The organism is Asticcacaulis sp. AC460 (assembly GCF_000495795.1).
In the GTDB taxonomy this organism is placed as follows: domain Bacteria; phylum Pseudomonadota; class Alphaproteobacteria; order Caulobacterales; family Caulobacteraceae; genus Asticcacaulis.
This window is the reverse complement of record NZ_AWGD01000006.1, coordinates 1-14,624: the sequence shown is the minus strand read 5'-3', so window position 1 is coordinate 14,624 and position 14,624 is coordinate 1. Positions and strand designations below refer to the sequence as shown.

The 14,624-nt window shown below is 61.8% G+C and carries 13 protein-coding genes; 6 read left to right on the top strand and 7 right to left on the bottom strand.

From position 1 onward, the window contains the following. Positions 1-60 precede the first annotated feature (60 nt). Positions 61-732 carry an AAA family ATPase gene (locus ABAC460_RS28260; protein ID WP_023451960.1) on the bottom strand — a complete coding sequence of 224 codons (672 nt, stop codon included), beginning with the start codon at positions 730-732 and terminating at the stop codon, positions 61-63. A 154-nt stretch (positions 733-886) separates the two neighbouring features. Between ABAC460_RS28260 and aspS the strand changes: the two genes are divergently transcribed. The 4 genes from aspS (at position 887) to ABAC460_RS0124135 (ending at position 6,517) form a co-directional block, all read left to right on the top strand. Next, positions 887-2,692, top strand: coding sequence for an aspartate--tRNA ligase (gene aspS, locus ABAC460_RS28255; RefSeq protein ID WP_162150290.1), 1,806 nt, complete (start codon positions 887-889; stop codon positions 2,690-2,692). Positions 2,693-2,890: 198 nt separating this feature from the next. Beyond that, positions 2,891-3,970 (top strand): hypothetical protein, encoded by a 1,080-nt coding sequence (locus ABAC460_RS28250; protein ID WP_023451958.1) that lies wholly within the window; start codon positions 2,891-2,893, stop codon positions 3,968-3,970. A gap of 76 nt (positions 3,971-4,046) precedes the next feature. Next, positions 4,047-4,871 carry a flagellin gene (locus ABAC460_RS28245; RefSeq protein ID WP_023451957.1) on the top strand — a complete coding sequence of 275 codons (825 nt, stop codon included), beginning with the start codon at positions 4,047-4,049 and terminating at the stop codon, positions 4,869-4,871. A gap of 107 nt (positions 4,872-4,978) precedes the next feature. Then, positions 4,979-6,517, top strand: a complete 1,539-nt coding sequence (locus tag ABAC460_RS0124135; protein ID WP_081716427.1) for a family 43 glycosylhydrolase — start codon at positions 4,979-4,981, stop codon at positions 6,515-6,517. A 287-nt stretch (positions 6,518-6,804) separates the two neighbouring features. On the opposite strand, the gene ABAC460_RS28240 is transcribed toward ABAC460_RS0124135, so the two are convergent. Further along, entirely contained in the window at positions 6,805-7,296 is a 492-nt protein-coding gene (locus ABAC460_RS28240) for a pentapeptide repeat-containing protein (protein ID WP_023451955.1), read from the bottom strand. A gap of 128 nt (positions 7,297-7,424) precedes the next feature. Further along, a complete protein-coding gene (locus tag ABAC460_RS28235; RefSeq protein WP_023451954.1) occupies positions 7,425-10,157 on the bottom strand; it encodes a TSCPD domain-containing protein in 2,733 nt (910 codons plus the stop codon). A gap of 209 nt (positions 10,158-10,366) precedes the next feature. Between ABAC460_RS28235 and ABAC460_RS28230 the strand changes: the two genes are divergently transcribed. Further along, on the top strand, positions 10,367-10,765 hold the full coding sequence (locus tag ABAC460_RS28230; protein ID WP_023451953.1) for an NADH:ubiquinone oxidoreductase subunit NDUFA12: 399 nt from the start codon (positions 10,367-10,369) through the stop codon (positions 10,763-10,765). An 8-nt stretch (positions 10,766-10,773) separates the two neighbouring features. Continuing rightward, entirely contained in the window at positions 10,774-11,532 is a 759-nt protein-coding gene (locus ABAC460_RS28225) for a DUF2155 domain-containing protein (RefSeq protein WP_023451952.1), read from the top strand. A 3-nt stretch (positions 11,533-11,535) separates the two neighbouring features. On the opposite strand, the gene aat is transcribed toward ABAC460_RS28225, so the two are convergent. The 4 genes from aat to ABAC460_RS28205 all read right to left on the bottom strand — a co-directional run. Further along, a complete protein-coding gene (gene aat / locus ABAC460_RS28220; RefSeq protein ID WP_023451951.1) occupies positions 11,536-12,183 on the bottom strand; it encodes a leucyl/phenylalanyl-tRNA--protein transferase in 648 nt (215 codons plus the stop codon). A gap of 189 nt (positions 12,184-12,372) precedes the next feature. After that, positions 12,373-12,801, bottom strand: a complete 429-nt coding sequence (locus tag ABAC460_RS28215; RefSeq protein ID WP_031236355.1) for a pyridoxamine 5'-phosphate oxidase family protein — start codon at positions 12,799-12,801, stop codon at positions 12,373-12,375. A gap of 154 nt (positions 12,802-12,955) precedes the next feature. Then, positions 12,956-14,311, bottom strand: a complete 1,356-nt coding sequence (gene accC / locus ABAC460_RS28210; protein ID WP_023451949.1) for an acetyl-CoA carboxylase biotin carboxylase subunit — start codon at positions 14,309-14,311, stop codon at positions 12,956-12,958. Between the two features lie 6 nt (positions 14,312-14,317). After that, on the bottom strand, positions 14,318-14,624 hold a 307-nt coding region (locus ABAC460_RS28205), incomplete at its 5' end, for an acetyl-CoA carboxylase biotin carboxyl carrier protein (protein WP_023451948.1).

The following is a 14,624-nucleotide window of genomic DNA, read 5'->3' as shown; positions in this document are numbered from 1 at the left end:
TTTGGCGTTTCTGGGCTGTTTCCGCCATCTTACGGCGAAAAACTAAATAACGGATGTTTTTTAAAGGTCGTCGTCGTCAAACAAGGTTTCGCTCTGTTCCAGGAAATCGCGGATCAGAGTCTTGTTGAACGCCCGGCCGTTGGCATGGTGCTCCAGCTCTGTGACAATTTTTTGTGCCGAGGGTACGGAGCGTTCGATGCGCGCCGACAGGTAGGCCAGGGTGTCGTCGCTGGGCTGGATGAAACGCTGGGCGAACAGTCTCTTCAAAACGGCGGCCAGGAGTTCCTCGTCGGGTTCGGGCAAAACGATCAGCCGCATGGCGCGCAGGCGCGACGTCAGGTCGGGCAGGGCGGTCTGCCAAACGATCGGCTGTTTTTTCGTTGTCAGTACAAGTTGCTGTCCCGTTTTTTGAACGTGATTGCTGAGGTGAAAGAGGGCTTCTTCGGAGGCGATTTCGGCGTCGTCGACGACATAGCTGCCGCCCAGGGTGGCGAGGTCGAGTTGGCGGGTGTCATCAGGCGCTAAAAGGCGCGCGCCGGTTTCGGCGGCGAAGACATGGGCCAGGTGGGTCTTGCCCGTGCCGGCCGGGCCGTGCAGGATCAGGTGCGGGCTGATCCAGTCCTGCGGATTGAGCAGGACATCAAGCACGTCTTGCAGGGCCGCATTCGTCGCGAAGCTGTCGCGGGAGAATCGGTCGGGGCGTTCAAGGTCGAGCGGGAGTTGCCGGATCATGGCGCGAATCTAAGGGTTACAATCGGCAATGACAATGTGCAGGGTTATGCGACTTGTGGATGACCGGTCAGGTGTTTGTTTATAGTCTTTCGACTTGACATTATGGGCGCATCATGTGCCCTACGCGGCCTGATTTACAAGCTTATTCCGGGCTTTGCGACCTATGCACATCTATCGTTCCCATACTTGTGGCGCCCTGCGCCTGACCGATGCCGGTTCCCAGGCGCGCCTGTCCGGCTGGGTCCACCGCAAGCGCGACTTCGGCGGCCTGCTGTTCATCGACCTGCGCGACCATTACGGCATCACGCAACTGGTGTTCAATCCGTCGTCGCCGGGCTTTGCCAAGGTCGAACGCCTGCGCGCCGAGAGCGTGATCCGTGTCGACGGCAATGTCGTGGCACGTGATCCCGAGACCTTCAATGCCAATCTGGATACGGGCGAGGTCGAGGTCCGCGTGGTCGAGGTCGAGATCCTGTCGGAAGCCGCTGAGCTGCCGCTGCCGGTGTTCGGTGAGCCGGACTATCCGGAAGAGGTCCGTTTGAAGAACCGCTTCCTGGACCTGCGCCGCGAGACCCTGCACAGGAACATCGTGCTGCGGTCCAAGGTGATCCAGTCGATCCGCAACCGCATGGTCGACCAGGGCTTCCTGGAATACCAGACACCGATCCTGACGGCATCGTCGCCGGAAGGCGCGCGCGACTTCCTGGTGCCGTCGCGGATGCATCCAGGCAAGTTCTATGCGCTGCCCCAGGCGCCGCAGCAGTTCAAGCAGTTGCTGATGGTGTCGGGCTTCGATCGCTATTTCCAGATCGCGCCGTGTTTCCGCGACGAGGACCTGCGCGCCGACCGTTCGCTGGAGTTCTACCAGCTCGACGTCGAGATGAGCTTCGTGACGCAAGAGGATGTTTTTGCTGCGATTGAGCCGGTCATGCATGGCCTGTTCACCGAGTTCGGCGATGGCAAGCGCGTGTCGTCCTACCCGTTCCAGCGTATTCCGTACAAGGAAGCGATTTCTAAGTACGGTTCGGATAAACCGGATTTGCGCAACCCGATTGAGATGCAGGACGTGTCGGTGCATTTCGCCGGCTCGGGCTTCAAGGTGTTCGCCTCAATCCTGGAGCAGGACGGTACGGCTGTGTGGGCTATTCCGGCCAAGACCGGTGGTTCGCGCGCCTTCTGCGACAAGATGAATTCGTGGGCGCAGGGCGAGGGTCAAAAGGGCCTGGGCTATATCTTCTGGCGGACGCCGGAAGGCGCTTCGGAAGGTCTGGAAGCCGCCGGTCCGATCGCCAAGAACATCGGCGAGGAACGTACCGAGGCGTTGCGTCAGCAACTGGGCCTGGGCAATGGCGATGCCGCTTTCTTCGTGGCCGGCAAGGTCGAGGAGTTCGTCAAGTTCGCCGGGCTGGCGCGCACCAAGGTTGGTACGGACTTGGGCCTGGTGGATGAGGATCAATTCCGCTTCTGCTGGATTGTCGACTTCCCGATGTTCGAATGGAACGACGAAGAGAGGAAGATCGACTTCTCGCACAACCCGTTCTCGATGCCGCAGGGCGAGATGGATGCGCTGCTCAACAAGGATCCGCGCGAGATCCTGGCCTATCAGTACGACATCGTCTGCAATGGCTATGAGCTGTGTTCGGGCGCAATCCGGAACCACAAGCAGGAGATCATGCTGAAGGCGTTCGAGATCGCCGGCTATGGTCATGACGTGGTCGAGTCGCAGTTCGGCGGCATGCTGAACGCGTTCAAGTACGGCGCCCCGCCGCACGGTGGTCTGGCGCCGGGTATCGACCGGATCGTGATGCTGCTGGCCGGTCAGACGGCCATTCGCGAAGTCATCGCCTTCCCGCTGAACCAGCAGGGCCAGGACGTGATGATGAGCGCGCCGTCGGATGCGCTGGATAAGCAGTTGAAGGAACTGCATATCCGGACGGCGCTGCCGATCAAGGTTGGCTAACTTATGGGGTTTGGGGCCTGCGGCCCCAAGTCTTCCCCTTTCTTCCTTAGACCTCGCCCCCTTTGAGGGCGAAGGTCTAAGGAAGGAAAATAAAGATTTTGTGGGGTCGCGGACCCCACACCCCATTTGTTAACCAAGCTTCCCTCCGTTCGCAAAATGGACTAACGTCGCCCCATAATGGCCACCGGGGAGGGGCAGATGAATTACGTCCGTACTGTGCTTGCATCGATACTGGCCCTGGGCCTCACCACTACCGCCTATGCCCAGGACAAGGCGCCGGTTAAATCGGCCGCAAAGGCTAAGGCGACCCAAAGCGCCGCCGAGCGCAACGACACCCGGCCGTCCAACGCTCCGCAAGGTGCGCCCGAGCCCGGTCAGACGCCCAATCTCCAGCCGCGGATTTACGACAATGTCGAGCTGAAGCCGAAGATCGAGGACGACAAGGATCGCGCCCGAGGCACCACTGATCCGTCCGCCGGCGCGGAACCTGAGGACGACGGAAGCACCGACCTCTATGCCGGTTCCGGTGCAACCCCGCCGCCGCGCGATGGTTTTGTCCAGTCGCCCCCTGTTGGCTTCGGCCAAGCCGGGGAGGGCAAGAAGGGCACACCGGAACGCGATAAACAGCCCTATGTCGGTTTCGGCACCGGGCCTGGCGATCAGGGCACCCAAGGTCCCGCCCTCGACCAGGACGGCGCGGTCAAGAAGACCACGCCTGAGCGCGACAAACAGCCCTATGTTGGTTTTGGCACGGGGCCGGCCACCCAGACGAACACCGCGCCACCTGCCGGCGACAAACCCGAAGACGATGGCAAGCCCGCCAAGGGCAAGGGCGCGGTCGGCGGCGGTGACAACACCGACGATTCCGGCGGTACAGATGATAGCGATGATACCGACGACTCCGGTGGCACTCCGGACGACGGCGGCAGCGGGGACTCGTCGCGCGATTCCGAAGCCACGGGCGGCGGCCGCGGTGGCAATGACGGCGGGCCGAAAATACCAGGCCAGAGCACCGGCGCCCAAGCCCCCAGCCTCGGTAACACCCAAGGCATCAATACCGGCGGAACGACCGGCAAGACCCCGCCACGTGGCGGCGGCCGGCCCACGGACAGGACCGACACCACGCCGTCAGATACCGGGACCGAAGGCAACACGGCCACGGCGCCGACCAATCTGCCGGAGATCGAAGCGGCCAAGATGAAGCTGCAGACCCTGTTCGACAAGGTCAGCCGGCCAGCCACCAACCGCGAAATCGATCAGTCTGCGGTAAAACCGTAATTCTTTAAAATGCGTTAGCGTTTCCCTGCCATACTATCGGTACCCGCGACAGAAGGTCGGGGGATGGTTCGGGAAGATGAACTCCATCAACACCAATTTGGGCGCCATGGTGGCCCTTCAGAACCTGAATAAGATCACGGCCGATCTGCGCGTGACGCAGACCCGTATCTCAACGGGGTTGAAGGTGGGCAGTGCCAAGGACGACGGCGCCATCTACGCGATCGCCCAGTCGCAGCGCGCCGAAATCAAGGCGCTCGATTCCGTCAAAATGTCTCTGTCGCGAACCTCGTCCACGGTCGATGTCGCCATGATGGCCGGCGAGTCGATCCAGGACATGCTGAGCGATTTGAAAGAGAAGGCGCTGGCGGCGTCGGACACCTCGCTCGACACCACGTCCCGCGATGCCCTGAAGGCCGATTTCACTGCCATCCGCAACCAGATTACCAAAACGATCGCCAACGCCACCTTCAACGGCATCAACCTGCTAAATGGTTCGCGCGCCAATGTCGGCGCCATAGCCAATGCCCAGGGCACCAGCCATCTGACAGTCGACGCCGAAGACATGTCCCTGGGCGGCGGCATCATCACCCTAGGCGCCAGCACAGATTTTTCCACGGCGACTTCGGCCCAGGCGCTGCTCAGTACGCTGGACGACTCGATCGGCAACATGTCGTCAGCTCTCGCCAGGCTGGGGACGTCGTCGAAGTCGCTGGACCGTCATGCCACCTTTATCGGTAAGCTCCAGGACACCATGGACGGCGCTGTCGGCAAGCTGGTCGATGCCGACATGGCCAAGGAAGCGACCAAACTGCAGGCTCTGCAGATCAAGCAGCAACTGGCCATTCAGGCCCTGTCGATTGCAAACCAGTCACAGTCCTACATGCTGTCGCTATTCAGATAGTATTTGTCCGACAAAAATCTTGACGCTCCCCTGACGTCGAGATAGGTTCGACTTAATTGTCGGACATTATAAGGGCGTAAACGCCCCGCAGGAGCCAGGGAATCGCTATGTCAAATTTAAAAACGCCCGTTGCGGCGGCGCTTTGTCTCGTCCTGATGACAGGGGCGATCACAGCCTGCGGCGGCGGAGGTGGTGGCTCCGGCGGCGGGGGCGGTGGAAGCTCATCGTCGAGCGCCACGGGCGTCGATATGGGCACCCTGTCGGTGGTAGACGACACCGTCTCGATGAAGATCCGCAACGTCTCGTCGGGCCAGTACCTGGCCATTGCCGGCGCCAGCCAGACCGCCGGCGCCAAGCTGGGCCAGGCCGCGGACAGCGGTAACAAGGAATTACTGTGGCACGCCATCACCATGGACAGCACTCAGTACAATATCGAGAACATGCTGACCCACCAGGTGGCGGGGATCGAGAACGCCTCGACCACGGCCGGGGCTGAAGCTTTGCAGTGGGCCGACAATGGCATCAATGACCATTTGTGGACCTTCCTCAAGCTGGGTAACGGCAACTACCTGATCCGCAATGTCCGTAGCGGCCTGTATCTTCAGACCAATGCCGGCGGGCCGGTGACCCAGGAGACGCGGCCTTCGACCGGTACGGCCTGTACCTGCCAGGAGTGGACATTAAGTCTGACAAGTACGCGGGTTTATGCGTTGCCAAAGACGGTGTCGGGCGCCGGCGTGGACGTGCATGATCCGAACCTGATCGTTGATACGGCGGGGACCTATTGGCTTTACGGGACGCACAATACCCTGGCCAGTTCGACCGATCTGACGACCTTTACGAAGGTGGCGACCGGATCGTTTGCGACCGATTATTCGTGGTGGGCCAGCAAGAATACGACGGGCGGCGGCGGCCGGACGGACCTGTGGGCGCCCAGCGTGATGTACGCCAACGGCAAGTATTATCACTACTATTCGATCCCGGTGTATGGCACGCCGAGTGTGGCCGGCACCAATATGGGTGCTGAGGCGGTGATTGCCCTGGCGACCGGGCCGACGCCGACGGGGCCATGGACGGATGCCGGCGAGATTATCGCCAGTTGCGGGACGCGGCCGGGCTGCACGACCAAATACAACGCCATCGATCCAGCGCCTTATAAGGATGACGCCGGCAACTGGTACATGGTGTTTGGCTCGTGGGAAGACGGCATGCACGTAATTGAGCTGGATCCGGTGACGGGCCTGCGCAAGGGCTCGGTGATGTATGACATCGCCAAGCGTCCAGGCGGGGTCGAGGGGCCATTCATCTTCCCGTGGGTGGTGAACGGGACCAAGTACTACTACTATTTTGGCTCGGCCAATCCCTGCTGTAACGCCGACAGCCGGTACCGGATTCTGGTGGGTCGTTCGACCTCACCGACGGGGCCGTTCTTCGACCGTGGCGGGCTGAACTTGGTCGATGGCGGCGGAACGATCCTGCTGAGTGCCCACGGCAATATCAAGGGACCGGGCGGAAACAGCGTGGTCAATGCCGGCGGCGTGCCGACCCTGGTGTATCACTACTATGACGGAGCGTCCGGCGGCGCGCCGAAGCTGGGGTTGAATGCGCTGGGGTTTGATGCGGAGGGGTGGCCATTCGTGCAATAACTAATGGGGCGCGGGGGTGAGAAGCGAAGGTTTGCCGCATGGCAAACCTTATGAAATCGACCCAGTGGGTCGATTTCCGCGCCGAACGCCCAGAGCCATGCGGCGGGCGACCCCGCATCTTTCGTCTTTCTTCCTTGACCTCGCCCCCTTCGGGCGGAGGTCAAAGGATGGAAGAGGAAGACTTGGGGCCGCAGGCCCCAAACCCCGTTACTCAGGTACGGAAAACCCCGGCGTCTCCACCGGGGTTCCAACTGTCTCAGAATGTGTGCTCGGGTCTTTGACAGGGACTACTGATTACACACCGGGACGCGGATGCCCGCCGGCGCCTGGGTCGCTTCATCACCGCAGGCACGGTCGAACTGGGCTTGCGTCAGACCCGTAGCCGTCGACATTTCGGCGCCGGAGAAGTTCGCGCCGGTCAGGTTGGCGCCGCGGAAGTTGGCGTGCTCCAAATAAGCACCGACGAAGTTCGAATTGGTCATGTCCGCACCGGCGAAGCTGGCCCGGCCGAACAAGGCTGCCGAACCGTTGACGTCACGCAGGTCGGCACCGGAGAAGTTCGTTCCGTTGAAGATACCGATGCCCATGTCTGCCTGACGCAGACGCGCACCGGCGAAATTCTTGTTCTTCAGCTCCAGGCCGACGAAGTCCGCCTGGAACAGGTTGCACTTGGGGCAGCTGGCGCCATTCCGGGCGGCGTCGATCTGGGACGCGTTCTGAGCCAGGGCGGGGCTGGACAGCAGGCCAAGGGCCAGGATTGCCAGGGTGATGCGTTTCATAAGGGAACACCTTCGCTGATTGTGGCGGACACTCAGCAAGCGCGATGCCAACATTTTTTAGCTCAAATGCCGCATGGCTCGCTCGCGCGGCGGGCAGTCGCCCTTGCCAACGGCTATAAGCCGTTGGATCACTCGTCGTCGTTCACGGCTTCACGCTTGCGGGCGAACGGCACGACTACCAGATTATCCGTTGCCGTACCGCGTGCAAAGCCCTTCGAGATGAACTGCGATGCCGGCAAGGCCTCCTCCGTCTCGCGCACCGCGTCTCCTTGCCCCAGACCATCGGCATTCAAGGCCTCCGGATCGGCATTGCTGAGGTCGTTGCGGTCGAGATAGGAAATCGCCAGCTCGCGGAAAATATAGTCCAGAATTGAGGTCGCCGATCGCACCCGGTCATTGCCCGTCACTGGTCCGGCCGGCTCGAAACGCGTGAACACGAAGGCGTCCACGAACTCGTCCAAAGGGACGCCGTACTGCAGCCCGATCGAAATCGCGATGGCGAAATTGTTCATCAGCGACCGGAAGGCGGCGCCCTCCTTGTGCATATCGATGAAAATCTCGCCCAGCGAGCCATCCTCATACTCGCCGGTATGGATATAGACCTTGTGCCCGCCAACCCCGGCCTTCTGGATATAACCCTTGCGCCGGTCCGGCAGCTTGGTCCGCGACCGCTCGCGCTCAATGATCTTCTCGATGACCCGCGACGACGACACCGGGGCAGGGGCCGCCGCAGCGGCCGGTTCGCGCCTGGGCGCGTCCTCATAGACCGGAATCTCCAGTCGGAAATCCGCCGGCGGTTCGGCGCGGCAGACTGTGACAGCGCGCAGTTCCAGACCGGCCGCCAGGGCATACAGCTTCATCACCTCGGTTGGGGTCTGGTCCCAGGCGACCACCATGGCCGCCGTCGACGGCGAATCGACAAAGGCCTCGCACGCCTGGCGCAGGGCCAGTTGCGCCTTCAAACCCGGCGGCGCGATCAAACGCCATGCCGTTTCGTTCAGCGCCTTCAAGGAATCCAGTTCGCGATGACCAAAGATATAACCTTCCGCAGCATCTTGCTCGATGGCGGAAAAACCCATCACATCCAACAGGTTTAAAGCCGGATCTGCCAGATCGCTTTCGCTCAGGCCCCAGATGTCGCGTATGAAGTTGATATCGAGGTGGCGCGTCGAAAACACCTCGCCCAAGGTCGAGGCGGTCGCCAGGGCGTCCTGCAGTTGGGTGATCTCGAACTCGCTCAGCCCCTTGGACTTCAGGGCGGCGGCATTGATGTGCGGGGCATCGTACAGACTGCGGTGGCCCAGCAGATGGCCGCGGATCTCATCCCAATCGGCGGAAAGCGCCTGCAACCCTTTGATCACAGGCGCTTTCAGCACGGAAACGAAAGTGCCGTCATCACCTTCGATGACACCACGAACCTCGCGGATGGCCTGGTCGCCCAACATAACGCCCAGACGCAAAGACAGCTCGTCGTCGCCGAACAGGGCGGTCGACTGGATATTGCGCAGCCCGGTCAGCTTGGCCAGCTTCAAGGCAGACTGGATCAGTTCCAGGCTGCGGCCTTTCAGGTCGCCATGCCCCTTCAGGGCCGTGATCTGATACAGCTTGCCGCTCAGCCGGTCTATGGCGGCCGGCTTGTCGGCCTTGAAGCCGTCATGCGGCGACAGACGCTGCGCCAGGATCGCCGAGGTATGGACCGACGCCGCCTCCAGCAGGGCGAACAGATGTGAGGCATAGTCGCCGGCCGCGCTGTCGCTGAGCGAAAGGCCCAATCCCATCAAGGCGTCGGTCAAACCGGCGAGGGTAAGAGCGACCGGACGTTCCGCAGGAAGCTTAAGAGAGTCGGCATAGGTCGCGGAAAAGGCAACGGAAACTTCGATATCCAGTGCCCAGGTCCAAAGCGTAACGGCATCGACGAAGGCCTCGGCCTGGAAGCCGCCGTCGTCGAAGAAGCGCTCAACATTGATGGCGGCTTTCGGCGCCAGGTTCTGAGTCTCCAATGCTTCGGCGTCGCGTGGATCGAACACCAGGTGCAGGCCTGGCGTCTCCAAGGCGGTTTCGGCCAGCAGCACAGCCGATGGATCACCGGCGCCGACTGTGTCGCGTGCCCCGACCACGGCACGGTGGCGAACCGCGACCACATCCGGCCCGGCCGGCGACCAGCCGGCGGCCGAGGTCTGGCTCAACTGGATCTGGCGTGCGATCAGGGCGTCACTGGCCCCAAGGCTGCGGGCACGGCCGGCGGCGCGGGCCAGGGCCGGATTATGTCGCAACGATGCCGCATGTTCGCCTTCACTGCGGGCAATGGCGCTGGAAATGTCTTCCAAGGCCGCGGCTAGCCGGCTTTGGGCGGCATCGCGCAGCTTGGCGGCGCGGGCGTCGACCAGAGTCCGCATCAGGGCCTGGCGGCCGGAATGATCATCTAGATAGAGCGGGGCCGCCTCAGCGACCTGGGGCAGGATATCACCGGCGGTCGGATGAACGCGATGGCCTGACGCCAGGCTGACAGCCGGTGCGGCGAGCCCGGCGAGCAGGGTCGCTTCCAGCGCTTCGGCGAATTCGCCGGCTTCGGCGGGTGAGGACAGGTGACCCAGGCGCAAGCCCCACTGCGACAGGCGGTGGGCATAGTCGCCGAAAGCACCGCCAAAGGCATCGCTGTCGGCGTCGCCCGATCGCGTCCAGGTGCCGGACGGCAGGTCGGCGGCCAGCGAATCGGCCCAGTCGAGCCAGGCTTCGGCCTGGGCCGACGGCATGTCACGCGGGCAAATAACCTCGGTAAAAGTGCCCGCACGCTCGATAACGCGCGATTCCAGGTCGCCGGGAGTGATCAGGCGGCGCAGCGCCGGGGACAAAAAGGCCATGTCAGGGTCCGCAGAAAACGCAGGTCATTGGTTAACTGTATCGCGCAACAGGCGAGGTATCAATAAATGTGGTGGTGAATTCGGCAATCGTCCACAATATGTTGATGTAGGCGTCCTGCCGTTGAGGCGAGAATTTTTCCCGCCGTGCCTTTACCTGTCCGAGCCAGATCACTATAGTTCGACCTGATTTGTGACTGAGGACAAGTACCTTGCTGGACAAGATTTTCCTGTGGTGGAGCGGCGCGACGCTGGGCACCCTGTTTACGGTAGGCCGGCGCGGGCGTCAGGTCGGCACCGATGAGTTCGGCAACCGCTATTTCGAAGACCGTACGGCGTCCAACGCCTATGATGTCGGCCGCAAGCGTCGTTATGTGCTCTATAAGGGCTATGCCGATGCGTCGAAGATTCCGCCCGACTGGCACGGTTGGATGCACTATCTCTACGACACGCCGCCGTCGAAGGAACCGCTGCCGCGCAAGGCGTGGGAAAAGCCGCACCTGCCGAATATGAGCGGCACGCCGTTGGCGCAGTTCCCAAAGGGCTCGATGAACAATGAGACGCCGGAGCGGCAGAAGTCGGCCGGCGACTATGAGGCGTGGAAACCGTAGGAGTTCACATGGTCCGGCGCTCGCATATCAAGGTTTCCTGGGCTGTACTCGGCGCCGTTGCCCTGTGTGCGGTGGTGTCGGCCTCGGCCCAGACCGCACCGCCGACGCGCGGTGACGGCGGGCGTCAGGTGCCGCGCTATGTCGACGACGCGGACTATGATCCGCAGCCCTATTATGTCGATGGCGTCGAATACAAGCCCTACGCCCCCGACAAGAAGAAGGCCAAGCCCGCCGCGACGACGGCTGCGCCTGCCCCGCAGCCGGCAACGCCATCGGCGCCAACTCCGGAACTGAAGCCCTATGTGCCGCCGTCGGCGGTCCAGGCCCAGGCCGAACCGGAAGAAAAACCCAAAACCGTCGCGGCTGCGTCATCGTCTTCATCGTCGTCAACCAGCGTCTCGAGTTATGTGCCGAAGAAGCGTCCGCGCTATGGCACGGCCATCATCGAAGCCCTGGACAAGGTCAATGCTGAGAGTGTGCGCTTCGAGGCGCCGATCGGCCAGCCTGTGCGCTATAAGGGGCTGATCTACCTGGTCAAGGCGTGTGAAACCACGGCGGATGACGAGGCCCATGGCGACGTCATGGCCTATATGACGGTGCGCACCAATCCGGTGGCGGCGACCAACACCATGGCGTCCATCAAGTCCAAGCAGATTTTCCAGGGCTGGAGTTTCTCATCCAGCCCCAGCCTGAATCCGATGCAGCACCCCACCTACGATGCCTGGGTGATTGGCTGCCGCAAGCCGCTGGGCGGCGCGACGAGTTAAGATCTACAAGGTTTTCAACAGTCGCATGACATCCTTGCCTGTCGCCGTGGAAGGCAGGTCGTAAAAGTCGGCCTTTAGATCGACAGCATTGGCCAGCAACTTCAGATAATCCGCCTTTTCGATCTCGACCACGCCGAACTGGTTGAGGTGTTCGGTCTGGAACTGACAGTCCAGGAGCTTGAATCCGCCGGCCTTCAGCCGCGCCACCAGATGCACCAGGGCAATCTTGGAGGCGTCTGTCGCCCGCGAGACCATGCTTTCACCGAAGAAGGCGCCGCCGATCGCCACGCCGTAAAGTCCGCCGATCAGGTCGCCGTCGCGCCAGACCTCGACACTGTGGGCCAGGCCGCGGGCAAAAAGCGCCTGATATAGTGCCTGGATCGAATGGGATATCCACGTCGAGGTGCGGTTGAGGGCTTCTTCGGCACACAGTTCGATGACCTGCTGATAGGCGGTATCGATCCGGACGGCATAGTCGTCCTTGCGCACAGTCCGCGCCAATCGCGACGGGATATGAAAAGCGTCCAGTGGCAACACTCCGCGCATCGGCGGGTCGACCAGGAACAGGTAGTCGTCGTCGCGCGCGTCGGACATCGGGAAGACGCCGGTGCGGTAGCAGTCGATCAGGTCATCGAGGGTAAAGTCAGGCATGGGCCCGGCTGTTTAGCCCGATTTGGTGCAAGTTTTCCAAGGGGAAATGCAAAGCCGGCACCATAACCAGGAGGTTATGGTGCCGGCTCTAATTTTTCCAAAAATTGCGAAATGCAATTGAGGTGAATTGTGACTCGCAATGGACTGATTGGCTTGCGTTGTGAAAGCTTGTAGCTTTTGATTGACAAGTTACAAGCGCAGTTCACCTTCCTCCATGCCGTCCCAGTATTTCAGGCGATCGGCCTTGACGTGGATCATGACGAGGCCCGGGGTGTCGAGGCCGTCCTTGAACCAGAGCTCGATATCCTTGTTCCAGTGCTTTTCCATTTCGGCGCGATCATTGACCAGTTCGGCATGGCCGGTGACGGACAGGAAGAAGGGCTTGGTCAGAAGGCCGGGCTCGCGCGAATAGGCGAGATTGACTTCGGGGTTGGCGGCGATTTCCTGGGCGGCTGAGGAACCACCATCGGCGAAGAACCAGGTATCGCCGTCCCAGTCGACCTTACGGTTATTGCTCATGGGGCGGGCTTCGAGTTCGCCGGTGACGGTCTTGGACGTCAGCATGCACAGATCGATATCGCGCATCGTCTTGGAAATGTCGTGCAGGGAAAGGGTCATGATTACCTCCATAGGGTAGGAGGCATTCTTCTGGCGCGACGATAAAGTTTCGAGATGGTTGGTCCTGATCCATCATCATGCGAGGATAGGTACCGCGCTGTTCAGCGCTGTCGCGATTCCGGCCCAGGGTGCTTCGCACCCTGGCCGGAGGCTCTTACTGCGGGCTTTGCGCCTTGATCCAGTTTTCCAGCCAGTGGATATTGTAATCCCCGGTCTGGATGTCTTTCTCGTTCAGCAGATCGAGAAACAGCGGGATCGTCGTATCAATACCCGACACGACCGTCTCCTGCAGGGCGCGCTTGAGACGCGACAAGGCTTCCGGACGGTCGCGGCCGTGAACGATCAGTTTGCCGACCAGAGAGTCATAGTAGGGCGGAATGGCATAGCCATTATAGATCGCCGAATCCATGCGCACGCCCAGGCCGCCCGGAGCGTGGAAATCGGTCACCGTGCCGGGCGAGGGCACGAAGGTACGGGCGTTTTCGGCATTGATGCGGACTTCGATGGCGTGGGTGGTCAGGTCGATATCGTCCTGGGTGAACGACAACGGATAGCCCTCGGCGATACGAATCTGCTCGCGCACCAGGTCCAGGTCGGTGACGTATTCGGTCACCGGATGTTCGACCTGCAGGCGGGTGTTCATCTCGATGAAGAAGAACTCGCCATCTTCGTACAGGAACTCGATGGTGCCGACGCCGAGATAGCCGATCTTCTTGATGGCATCGACGCAGACCATGCCGATCTTGTCGCGGGCGGCCTTGTCGATGACGGGCGAGGGGGCTTCTTCCAGCACCTTCTGGTGGCGGCGCTGCAGTGAGCAGTCGCGTTCGCCCAGATGGCAGACATTGCCATGGCTGTCGGCGATGATCTGGATTTCGATGTGGCGCGGCTTCTGGAGATAGCGCTCCATATAGACCGTACCGTCACCAAACGCGGCAGCCGCTTCGGACTGAGCCGACATGACGGCCTCGGCCAGCGAGTCGCGGTCCTTGGCGACCTTCATGCCGCGGCCACCGCCACCGGAGGCGGCCTTGATCAGGACGGGGAAACCGATGTCTTCGGCGGCCGCCATGGCCTCTTCGACGGTCGCAACGCCGCCGTCGGAACCCGGAACGACGGGAATGCCCGAATCCCTGGCGGCCTGCTTGGCGGTGATCTTGTCGCCCATCATGCGGATATGCTCCGCCTTCGGGCCGATGAAGGTCAGGCCGTGGGCGCTGACGATGTCGGCGAACTTGGCGTTCTCCGACAGGAAGCCGTAGCCCGGGTGGATCGCCTGGGCGCCGGTGATTTCGGCGGCGGCAATGATCGACGGGATGTTGAGATAGGACTTGGACGCCGGCGCCGGCCCGATGCAGACGGATTCGTCGGCCAGGTGGACGTGCATGGCGTTGCGGTCGGCTTCGGAATGGACGGCTACGGTGGCGATGCCCATTTCCTTGGCGGCGCGGATGACGCGCAGCGCGATCTCGCCGCGGTTGGCGATCAGGATCTTGTCGAAGGTTTTCATGGCCGCTTACTCGAAGACGACGAGCGGCGCGCCGTACTCGACCGGCTGGGCGTCGTTGACCAGAATCTGGGCGACCACGCCTTCGCGCGGCGACGGGATCGGGTTCATGGTCTTCATGGCTTCGATGATCAGCAGGGTCTGGCCTTGTTTGACCTTGTCGCCGACCTTGATGAAGGCCGCGGCGCCCGGCTGGGCCGATAAATAGACAGTGCCGACCATGGGAGAGGTGATGGCGTCCTTGGGCGGGCTGGCCGCAGCCGGGGCAGCGGCGGGCGCTTCCGCGGCCGGGGCGGCAACCGGGGCTGCCGGAGCC

What these genes read in the sequence shown, in the direction of transcription:
- ABAC460_RS28250 (WP_023451958.1), top strand. Translation starts at nt 2,891, where the DNA reads ATGAATTACGTCCGTACTGTGCTTGCATCGATACTGGCCCTGGGCCTC.
- ABAC460_RS28215 (WP_031236355.1), bottom strand. Translation starts at nt 12,801, where the DNA reads ATGACCCTTTCCCTGCACGACATTTCCAAGACGATGCGCGATATCGAT.
- accC (WP_023451949.1), bottom strand. Translation starts at nt 14,311, where the DNA reads ATGAAAACCTTCGACAAGATCCTGATCGCCAACCGCGGCGAGATCGCG.
- ABAC460_RS28225 (WP_023451952.1), top strand. Translation starts at nt 10,774, where the DNA reads ATGGTCCGGCGCTCGCATATCAAGGTTTCCTGGGCTGTACTCGGCGCC.
- ABAC460_RS0124135 (WP_081716427.1), top strand. Translation starts at nt 4,979, where the DNA reads ATGTCAAATTTAAAAACGCCCGTTGCGGCGGCGCTTTGTCTCGTCCTG.
- aat (WP_023451951.1), bottom strand. Translation starts at nt 12,183, where the DNA reads ATGCCTGACTTTACCCTCGATGACCTGATCGACTGCTACCGCACCGGC.
- ABAC460_RS28240 (WP_023451955.1), bottom strand. Translation starts at nt 7,296, where the DNA reads ATGAAACGCATCACCCTGGCAATCCTGGCCCTTGGCCTGCTGTCCAGC.
- ABAC460_RS28235 (WP_023451954.1), bottom strand. Translation starts at nt 10,157, where the DNA reads ATGGCCTTTTTGTCCCCGGCGCTGCGCCGCCTGATCACTCCCGGCGAC.
- ABAC460_RS28245 (WP_023451957.1), top strand. Translation starts at nt 4,047, where the DNA reads ATGAACTCCATCAACACCAATTTGGGCGCCATGGTGGCCCTTCAGAAC.
- ABAC460_RS28260 (WP_023451960.1), bottom strand. Translation starts at nt 732, where the DNA reads ATGATCCGGCAACTCCCGCTCGACCTTGAACGCCCCGACCGATTCTCC.